Below are 10,311 nucleotides of genomic sequence, written 5' to 3'. Positions count from 1 at the left end.
TAGAAACTTGGTATAATAGAAAAAGATTACACTCAGCTTTAGGATTAAAATCTATTGATGAGTTTGAAACAGATATGTACAATCAAAAATTAGCAGCATAATCTCTTTTCTCTTTGTCTAGTTTTTTGTTGCAAGTCCAGTACAACTGGAACCTTCAGAACAAGATGACTTACTATCCGGAGAAGATCTTGGAGTTCGTATTAAAGCAAGGTTTGACAATACTAAAATAGTTATGTCCACTACCTTTAATGATCATTATCGTATCCAAAGTATTATTGAACAAGTAAGCCCTGATGGGTTTCTGATTAAAAATGATTTGACCCCACCTGAATTACAATTAGCTATATGGAAGGTATTAAAAGAACCACCCTATTACAGCAAGACAGTAGTGGAATCCATGCGGCAATTTATCAGTAATGATTTTGTGCTGGATAGAATCGACAGACAGTTGTTGTATTACCTCGCTCAGGGAGCCAACCAATATGAAATTGCCGATCTCCTCTCTTTATCCAGAGCCGCCATTGTCAAAAGAAAAAAACATTTAAAAGAAGTCTTTGATGTAGAAAATCGGGAAGACCGTATCCTGCTTGAAAAAGCACGAAAAAAAGGGTTTATTTGAAAATAAGACTCCATTAAAAAAAATATTGAATTGTCGGTATCCATTATGAATACTTTTTTTATCCATAATGGATAACGATAGCTTTAAAAGCTTTTATAAATTTACCATTGATTCACTCATCCGGCGCTATTTAATCTTATTGTCTGCTTATGAAAGTGCGCCGATATCATATTTATAGTACAGAGATCATTTGTTTCCTGTTCGTCCTTTTATTTTCCTATGCTGCTATCAGTAAACTTATGGACTTTGAATTATTCAGAGCCCAACTGGGTAAATCTCCCTTGTTAACGTCAATAGCCGGATGGGTGGCTTGGGGGATCCCTTTATTGGAACTGATCATAGCCTTGGCTCTGATTATTCCCAAGTTTAGATTGTTAGCATGCTATGGCTGTTTAAGCCTGATGAGCCTCTTTACCATGTATATTGTGATTATTCTGAATTTTACGGATGACATCCCATGTGCATGTGGAGGGATTCTGGAAGCTATGGGATGGCAGGAACATCTGATCTTTAATAGCATTTTTATCCTACTGGCGACTATCGGAATACTCCTCCACCCCAATTCCTTCAATCAAAATAACCTGACTAAAAATACTGTATCGCGATAAGAAAGGGGAAGCCGAAAACCTTAAAGAGTAGGTATCATTAAAATACAACCATTATGAATTTTAAAAATGTAAAAATCGGAATTGTAGTCTTTGCTATAGCCATCGGTACGGCATTTGCAACAAATACTCATGAAAAAGCAAATGAGCCGACAGCAATAGATAACCTAGCACAAATGGGCTACTATAAAATCCCGACAAATCCACAGGAATGTCAGGAATTTAGAGAAGTACCATGTAGTCCCGTTCAAACAGAAGAACTGTGTGAATATGTAGTTGAAGGGTTAGGGCTACAACAGATCTATGATGAGAATTGTTCGCCTTTATACAAAGAACAACAATAATCTTAAAATTCAGTTGGGGTAGGTCTACTATCCCAACTTTTTTAGTATGCTTAAAAACAAAATCTTCTATATCATCCTTTCCATAAGCCTTGGGGCTTTTATTCCAATTCTTCTCTGGATTCAAATAGAAAATACCAGCGTCAAAAGCTATGATTTCAAACGGGAATTTGAAACAACAACCCTAATTCCCATAGATACCATTTCCCTTCCTTATTCCGGATATTATTTGGCAGGTTATTCCCATACCTCCCTTTTTCTGGGACACCGACGCGCTGTTGGGCATCTGTTAAAAGTTCAGCTAAATACCCGAAAGACATTCTCCATCTCCCTAAACAATCGTATTCCCTACAATGATAAAGTACGCTTTAATCCTAAAGCATTAAAAAGTACTTTTTATGATAATCGGATATTTCTCAGTGATGGGTTTCATAAAACTTTGTTGTATACCGATCTGGATTCCATTAATACCCCTTTAAAAGAAATTCCCGTTGCCCTTCCATATACAAAATACACCCCCATCAATGCAGATACTTTCATCTTTGAGGTCTTTGATGATTCCCTTAACCAAAATGTTCTAATGAAATACTCTTCCAATGGTCAAAGTGCTTATCCTGTAAAGTACATCCCTAAAAAACAAATAGACGGTATTTTTTGTACCAATGGAATTCTCCTATACAATAAGACCTACCAAAAGCTGATACATATATTTCTTTATCGCAATCAAGTTGTCCTGCTAGATACCACCCTAAACCCTATCATCATTACAAAAACCATAGATCCCATTGAAAAAACCGATATGGTAGTATCCTTTCTCAACAATGGAAAAAAACATGTACTGAAAAACCAACCTACCAAAGTTAATAAACATGCGACAACCAGCGGAGCCTACTACTACATACACTCAGCAATTAAATCCATATCCGAATCAAATAGTATCTTCAGTTCCCATAGTGTTATCGATCAGTACAACATCACCAACGGTACGTACATAAAAAGCTTTTATGTTCCGCATTATAACAATGAGGCATTTCGGTATTTTCAGGTGATCGATGATTCCATCTACGCCCTCTATGATAAAAAACTACTGATATATAAAATAAAAATCTCCGCAAAACCATAGAATAAGCATGCGGAGACTCTTGAAAATTAACCCTAAATCAATACTGCAATCATTTATTTTTTAGGCCATATTTGTTGCAGCGAACCCGGTTGCATTAAAAATCCATTTTTCATAACCCCGTCAATAGATAAACTGTTCTCAATGTCCAATAGTGGATTCTTGTTCAGAACCACCAAATCAGCTAATTTACCCTGTGCTAAAGAACCCAATTCCATGGATAACCCCATAGCCGTAGCAGCTGCAATTGTGGAAGATGCCAAAGCTTCATACGGGCGCATACCTCCACGAGCTAACAACCACATCTCCCAGTGCAACTCGATTCCCGGATAACCGGTATGGGAACCCGCCGTGATAGGTACTCCCTTTTTGAATAAACCGACATCCCGTATGGCGTAATCATATCCCCTGGAACCTTGCGGAAAAACAGCATCAAAATCCGCTTTTTCTCCTTGCCGCGAATCATTTAGCAATCGGTCTCCAAAGCGATTTTTTATCGTCTTTGGATAATATATTCGATCTTTATAATTAAATAACAACCTTTTAAAAGCGCCTGATTCTGTAATGAGTGTGGGAGTGATGCAGATCTTTGAAGCCTGTATCAATTTTGATAAATCACCATAAATCGTCCCCAGAGAAAAACTGTGTTCCATCCCATTAAAGCCATCTAAAAAGATAGACTGGTTGCTTAAAGAACTATTATCCCGACTGTTATGCGCCGTAATCCGAAGACCTGCCTCCTGTGCAGCCCGCACCATCCACTGCCGCTCACCCCTAGGATAATCATCGTGTACCTTAAATAAAACACCACCCATTTCCCGATAGGTATTGGCTAAAGCCAAAGCATCCTTATAAGAATCAAACTGCACCTCAAAAGAAGACATGGCAATGGCTCCGTATATTCTTGGAGCCAACATCAATCCGGTCTCCGAGAGTTCATGGTACCCGTAATAATTATAAAAAAAAGCAGGATTGCGACTCGTGGTAACACCAAAATTTAAATCTTCCCGATACGCCCACCAATCTCTAGTTACCACCCCTTGCGGTAAGAACTCATGGGCATGCATATCAATCATCCCGGGAATGATATATTTTCCGCTCACATCAATTACCGTTGCCTCTTTGGGAATCCTAACACTAGCCATAGATCCAATATCTACAATACGGTTGTTTTTAATCAGGACGGTTCCCCGATCTATAACAGCATCTTTATCCATAGTAATCAGTGTCCCACCTGTTAAAGCCAGCATTCCTCCGGGTATTTTTTTGGGTACAGTAAAGTCAATGGCTATCAGGGTATCCATATATTTCTTAGCCACTCGAATTGGAATCTTATTATTGGAAGGATTCTTAACAGCTTCTTTAAAAGCCATAGATATATCTGCCTGTATTATCCTATTCCCAGAAACCCAATGCAATTGTTGACTGTCTGAACTCCATTGCAAGTCCACACCCCCGACTTGAACCGATAATTTTAAAATGGGAACATCCTTTATATCATGCGCTAAGGTTATTGGAAAAGTCCATCCCGGAAGTAGCGGTGCTGTATAAATATTATTTAAAAGATGATAGGCTACATACCGACCATCTGGAGAGACCACCACCTGTTCGGTATCTGCATGCGTGATAGCCAAATCCTTCCGATCCCAAGTACGACAATCAACAGCTTCCAGTACCCGTTTGCCCTTATCCTCCCTTAAATACATTAAATACCGACCATCAGCACTAAAGAATATTGAATTGTTCAGCCGAACAGCATCAGAGATTAAATGATCAGTGCCCTCTTTGAAATCCCATATATACAAGCTTCCCTTTGAAAAGGCTATGGGGCGATCAGGTATTTTGTGATTGGCCTTAAATGCAGTAATACGATTTCCGTCAATAGACCATTTGGGATGTGCATAGTAGCCTGAATCTTTAGTTATTTTTTTTACCTGCTCCCCCTTTAAGTCCGATATAAATAAATCTCCTTCCCGATTTTTCGCATCAAAACTGACAAAAGCTAATTTCTTTCCGTCCGGAGATAAATCCGGATGATAAACCCCTATATCCCAATCAATGATCGGAGTGACCTTCTTACTTGTTAAATCCATCCGGTAAATTTTTGATAAGGCAGAGAAAATCACTGTCTTTTGATCCGGCAGTATCGAAACATCCCTGATATACCGAACTTTTAGAGAGTCCTCAATCGTATATTGAAATGGAATGGGCAATCTATGCTGCACCGCTACATTGGCATGAAACGGAATAATCACATCCGTTCCGGTTAGAATATTTATGCGATGGATCTTTCCCCCGTAACTGATCAAAATACTTTTTGAATCAGGAGTAAATACAAAACGAGGCCAATAAGAATTCCATCGATCCATATTTGATAATAGTTTTCGGCGGGTTCCGGTTTTAAGATTTACAAGCTCCAGATCAATGGCGCCTCCTTTCTTGTCCGAAAATTCATATTTATTCACATAGGCCAGCCACCTTCCATTCGGGGAAAGCACCGGTCGGTTATACCAGCTTGACTCTGGAGACAATTGTTCGGTATGCTTGCCATACGAAGAAAAACATTGGATTCCGTTGGTATTAGAACAAAGGGTATCTCTTCCCTTAAAAGACAATTCTCCTCGAAGACCTATATCAAGATCAGCACTCCCCCCTTGGAGGTAGTATATTTTTCGATTAGCCAGAAGTGCCCTTCCATCTGGATGCCACTCCAAACCAGTTCTAAAACCTATAATCTTTTCATCGGTAAGTTTATGTTTGTCATTTCCATTAACATCCATCAACCATATATTGGTGATTCCCCCTGCATCACTTAAATAGGCAATCTTAGTCCCATCAGGAGAAAAAACCGCACCGCTGTTCCAGGCCATGCCCTCTGTCAGTTGCACCGCTTCCCCACCTCCCGCAGGAATGGTAAAGACCTGTCCGAGCAAATCAAATAAAATGGTTTGCCCATCCGGTGCTATATCCAAATTCATATCAGTACCTTCCTCTGTAGTTATGGTACTTTGTATAATTTCTGAATCCGACTGACTTGTCTCTAAGCCTATAGCAGATCCACATGAGATTATCATACTAAAAGAAAGTCCCCATAGTAGCACCCTAACCCAGACTATGGCGTTGTAAAATATACTATGACGAGTACCCATCATTCTGAGTCAGGTTAGGATTGGTAATGATTTCCTGAAGTGGTATAGGATACAAAGCATCCATGGGCTCCCATACTTTATCATAGCCCTCCAATACCTCCTTACTACCACCCGAACGTTTTAAATCCAGCCATCGGTGTCCCCATTCATTAAACAGTTCTAACCTGCGTTCCCGATACACTGCCTCCATCAACGATTCTTTATCGGTGAGCGGTAGTAAAGAAGCCGCTGCCCGACTTCTGACTTGGTTTAAGTCTTCCAATCCTAAGGCTAATTTCCCTTGCTGGATTCTGGCTTCCGCTCGTATAAGGTACTGCTCTGCCAAACGTAAGACCATAGAGTATTCTGAAAGTACCTCTGCATTTTTAACCTTATACTTATAACTAAAAGTATAAACACCGGAATCATCCGTATAATGACCAATCCAATGTTCACGCCGTAGATCAGTAGCCTCAAAAGCCGCCTCCAGTTCCTTGTTCATAGCCACAAAGCTTGGTTTGGAAGTCAAAATCAATAAATTTCCTTCATTGGTGTTTTTTCCTCCAACTACCGGCATAAGCTGCCAAAGGGTTTCTCTACTGTTCTTTAAAAAGACATCTTCCACAGAAGGTAAGCTGTATAAATCCGCTTGTGAAATCACTTCTTCGGCCATAGCCTCCGCCTCGGCCCACTGGCCACCGTAGAGATATACTCTGGCTAATAATCCCATAGCCGCATAGCGGTTAGGGCGTACACGCTCACTGTTATAACGCTCATAAGTCTCAGGTAAAAACTCCACTGCTTTTTTTAAATCCTCCACTATAAGCGTATAGATATCCGATGCCTTAGAGCGTTCTAACAATTGATTGGTTGGGTAATCCGTAGTAGTAACCATCGGGACATCACCAAAGAGATTTGTCAAATAGAAATAACAAAATGCCCGCACAAAACAGGCCTCTCCTTCTAATGGCTCACGTTCTTCAACATTTATATCCGGATTATCCTGTAAACCTTCAAGTATCGCATTACTTTTATAAATACTAGCATAGATATTATCCCATAAGCCAGATTTGACAAATGAATTGTCAGCCGTCAGTGCTAAATTGTAAAACTCTCCATAGGTGCTCTGCTGCGTGTACAGTTCAAATTCATCTGCCGATAATCCGCACAAAAAGCCTACACTCTGGGTAGCTCCACTAGCAAAACCTATTGTAGACATCATACTACTATACATCCCTGCTACAGCTGCATCCGCAGTCTCTGCTTCTTTAAAAACAGAAGTTCCCGAGATCAAATAGTCAGGATCATCTAATTCAATCGAATCACAAGCTCCAAACCATATGTATATAGACAAAGTTATTATATAAATGAGTCTTTGTGACTTAAAAAATTGTGCATCGAAGGTTCTTAGCCCCTTAAAAAAATGATATATTTTATAGTATACAAACATGACTTTTTTATTTAAAATGTTAATTGCACCCCTAACATATACTGTCGAAGGGTTGGTAATGAAGTACTCGAGGAAAATTCAGGGTTTAAACCGCTATACCCTGTAATGGTAAAGAGGTTTTGTCCCAATACATATAACCGCATATCCATTCCCGGGAGTGTGTTCTTAGGTAGTGAATAAGAAAGGGAGATATTTCGAAGCCTTATAAAAGAGGTATCTTCACGAGTATAGTTACTTGTTATTGCATCAAAATAAGCAAAATAAGCATCCCCGTAAGTGGAAGTGAATTTTTGAACATCCGTTACATCTCCGGGTGATTGCCAGCGTTCCAATACCTCTACAGGTTGATTCGATATAAATCCCGGCGTAGAAAAAGCCAGCATTGAATTATATTGACGTTGTTTTACAAATTGAAAAAAGAAAGACAAATCCCATTGCTTGTATTCAAAACTATTGTCCAGTCCCCCAAAAAAATCAATTCCTATATCCCCGGTACTTATCAGATCATCAGTAGTGGTAATACGACCATCATCATTTTGGTCTTTGACCTCATAAACTCCCGTATCGGGATTCACTCCGGAAAATTCATAGTTCTTTGTATCCAACAAGGAATGACCAATAGTATAACTTCGGGCATAAGGCGATTGATCCAAATTAGGATACTCCAATAAATTATTTCTTAAAACTGATATATTAAAATTGGTGTGCCAGTTAAAATTTGCACCTCTTATATTATCGGTTTGAAGCTGAAATTCCCAGCCTGTGTTTTCAATGGTCGCCGGTAAATTTGCCTGTACCGAATTAAATCCAGTGATTCCTGGCAAAGGCAATCCTACAAGTTGATTTCCGGTGCGGTTTCTAAAATAATTGGTAGTTAAAAAAATACGATCATTGAAAAAGCCCAGCTCTATGGCAAGTTCCAGTTTACGATTGGTTTCCCAACCAAAATCAGCATTTTTAGCACGTATGGGAGTCAGTCCACTAATCCCTTGATAAGGATAAATAGAAGTTTGCCACAAATCCATAAACTGATAATCCCCAATCTGATCACTTCCGGTGGTACCATAACTGCCCCGTAATTTTCCAAAGCTTAAAAATGGTAATCCCTTGTTAATAAAATCCTCATTGGAAAACAACCATGCCAAACCAACAGCGCCAAAATTAGCAAAAGCTTTGCCCGGACCGAAGCGACTAGAACCATCCCTTCTTCCCGTAAGATTTATAATATATCGCTGGTTGTAATTGTAATTCAGTCGGATAAAACCGGCCTTATACTCATATATATTTTCCTGTGATCTGCGTACCTGAACCTCCGAAGCCCCTTGAAGGTTCTCTAACATTAAATCACTGGTATAGCCCGTACCACGAACCACCAGAGTTCGGTCAACAGACTTCTGAAAGGTACCACCGACCATGGCCTGTAACCGGTGCTCACCCCAAGACTTTTCATAAGCCAGCTGAGGCTCCAATATCCAGGTACTACGTCCTCCGGTATTGACCGTTGAAGTTCGACGATTTCCTAAAGTATTGGGATTATAAGAAGATTGCGGGGTAGTTTGTACCTCATAAATATTCATGGTATTGTACCCGGCATTGAGTATTCCCTTAAGACCTTTGATAAATTCATAACTCAGATGCGCATTCGCATTGAAGGTCTCTATTTTAGAAGTATAGGTCTGGTAAAAATCAGCCATGGGATTATCCCAAGTGTTATCAGCCCAATTCAGTTCTCCGTTATCATTATATAAACTTGGTGCGTTCGGAGGCAGAGTCAGCGCCTCAAGGGTCGGATCACTCGCTAATAAGTCATTATTTTCATGGGTATACGAAGTGGTGATATTAGCGTGGAATTTTTGGTCTGAAGAATAATGGTTTAAATTCAGTTGACCTGTAATACGTTGGTTTCCGAAATCTCCTGGAAATACAACGGATTCATCCCTATAACCGCCACCAAACCTAAAGGTCGTTTGATCGCTTCCCCCTGAAAGGTTCGCATATATGTTGTTTATATAGGAAGATCCACCAATAAGCTCCTCCTGCCAATCTGTATAACGGGCCCTGTCCCATTCCAACAGATCATAAGCATTACTAGAGGTTTGCTCCCGATTATCATTAGCAAAGGCCTCTTCCCGCATTGTTATATATTCATCGGTATTTAAAACATTCATGAAATTGGAGACCTGCCCGATGCCGCTTTGTAAATTGACATCCAATTTTAGCTTTCCGCTTTTCCCTTTTTTGGTAGTAATCAACACCACCCCATTGGCACCTCGTGAACCGTAAATGGAAGTTGCATCTGCGTCCTTTAAAACTTCGATATCGGCTATATCCGAAGGATTAATACTATTTAAGGGAGATGAATTTCCATTGGCACCCTGCACTAAACTAGAAGTTATCGGATCGGAAGGATAAGGCACCCCATCTACTATAAATAATGGATCATTTCCATCCAACCGAATGCTATTCCTTCCTCTGATTTCAATAGAAAAGTCACCCCCAGGCACACCGGAATTTTGGGAAATATAGACCCCGGGAATCTTTCCCTGCATGGCAGCCAGTGGATTTGATACGGGTTGCTTCTCTATATCTGCAGCCGTTATACCGGAAATACTTCCCGTTCGCTCCTTTTCCGATACCGTATAATAACCAGCATTGACCGTAACGGCACCAAGATCGGTAATAGCATCCTCCAAGACAATGGAAAAATCTCCCTTCGATCCTACTCTTATTTCTAAAGATTTAAAACCAATGTAAGTGATAATTAAAACATCGGTAGGAGTGGCCTCCAGATAAAAGACACCCTCATTGTTTGTGAAAGTTCCGGTAGAAGTGTCTTTTAAACGAACCGAAGCTCCCTGAACCGGTGTTCCGCCCGAATCAGTAACCACTCCCTTAATCCGATGTTGATAAACAGCTAAATCAAAAAAATTAACACCCCTAGTATTCCCAAACAAGGAATACGTTCCAATAGAAAAGATAAGCAGGGTAAATAATAGGATACACTTATCTCTTATAATATATCTTTTTTGCATAATTTTGAGTTGTTAT

General features: G+C 39.8%; 7 protein-coding genes. 4 read left to right on the top strand and 3 right to left on the bottom strand.

Annotation, left to right across the window (positions count from 1 at the left end):
* Positions 1-232 precede the first annotated feature (232 nt).
* The 4 genes from AC13CQ_RS00385 to AC13CQ_RS00370 all read left to right on the top strand — a co-directional run bounded on the left by AC13CQ_RS00385 (position 233) and on the right by AC13CQ_RS00370 (position 2,688).
* Positions 233-619, top strand: a complete 387-nt coding sequence (locus AC13CQ_RS00385) for a helix-turn-helix transcriptional regulator (RefSeq protein ID WP_482882611.1) — start codon at positions 233-235, stop codon at positions 617-619.
* Positions 620-768: 149 nt separating this feature from the next.
* Positions 769-1,227: a MauE/DoxX family redox-associated membrane protein gene (locus AC13CQ_RS00380; RefSeq protein ID WP_482882610.1), complete on the top strand. Its 459-nt coding sequence runs from the start codon at positions 769-771 to the stop codon at positions 1,225-1,227.
* Positions 1,228-1,280: 53 nt separating this feature from the next.
* Positions 1,281-1,568, top strand: coding sequence for a DUF6520 family protein (locus tag AC13CQ_RS00375; protein ID WP_482882609.1), 288 nt, complete (start codon positions 1,281-1,283; stop codon positions 1,566-1,568).
* Between the two features lie 46 nt (positions 1,569-1,614).
* Positions 1,615-2,688, top strand: coding sequence for a hypothetical protein (locus AC13CQ_RS00370; protein WP_482882608.1), 1,074 nt, complete (start codon positions 1,615-1,617; stop codon positions 2,686-2,688).
* Between the two features lie 53 nt (positions 2,689-2,741).
* Here the strand turns inward: AC13CQ_RS00370 and AC13CQ_RS00365 are convergent, their stop codons facing one another.
* From AC13CQ_RS00365 to AC13CQ_RS00355, 3 genes are all read right to left on the bottom strand, one after another.
* Entirely contained in the window at positions 2,742-5,663 is a 2,922-nt protein-coding gene (locus AC13CQ_RS00365) for an amidohydrolase family protein (RefSeq protein WP_482882607.1), read from the bottom strand.
* 154 nt (positions 5,664-5,817) lie between these two features.
* The gene (locus AC13CQ_RS00360) at positions 5,818-7,263 is read right to left on the bottom strand and encodes a RagB/SusD family nutrient uptake outer membrane protein (RefSeq protein WP_482882606.1); all 1,446 of its coding nucleotides are present in this window, start codon (positions 7,261-7,263) and stop codon (positions 5,818-5,820) included.
* A gap of 11 nt (positions 7,264-7,274) precedes the next feature.
* Positions 7,275-10,295 (bottom strand): SusC/RagA family TonB-linked outer membrane protein, encoded by a 3,021-nt coding sequence (locus tag AC13CQ_RS00355; RefSeq protein WP_482882605.1) that lies wholly within the window; start codon positions 10,293-10,295, stop codon positions 7,275-7,277.
* Positions 10,296-10,311 lie beyond the last annotated feature (16 nt).

It is taken from the genome of Galbibacter sp. L-19, assembly GCF_056857615.1.
This window is presented reverse-complemented; position numbering and strand designations above follow the sequence as displayed.

Coding starts and splice junctions, on each gene's coding strand:
- AC13CQ_RS00365 (WP_482882607.1), bottom strand. CDS start 5,663: ATGAATTTGGATATAGCACCGGATGGGCAAACCATTTTATTTGATTTG.
- AC13CQ_RS00370 (WP_482882608.1), top strand. CDS start 1,615: ATGCTTAAAAACAAAATCTTCTATATCATCCTTTCCATAAGCCTTGGG.
- AC13CQ_RS00360 (WP_482882606.1), bottom strand. CDS start 7,263: ATGTTTGTATACTATAAAATATATCATTTTTTTAAGGGGCTAAGAACC.
- AC13CQ_RS00380 (WP_482882610.1), top strand. CDS start 769: ATGAAAGTGCGCCGATATCATATTTATAGTACAGAGATCATTTGTTTC.
- AC13CQ_RS00385 (WP_482882611.1), top strand. CDS start 233: ATGTCCACTACCTTTAATGATCATTATCGTATCCAAAGTATTATTGAA.
- AC13CQ_RS00375 (WP_482882609.1), top strand. CDS start 1,281: ATGAATTTTAAAAATGTAAAAATCGGAATTGTAGTCTTTGCTATAGCC.
- AC13CQ_RS00355 (WP_482882605.1), bottom strand. CDS start 10,295: ATGCAAAAAAGATATATTATAAGAGATAAGTGTATCCTATTATTTACC.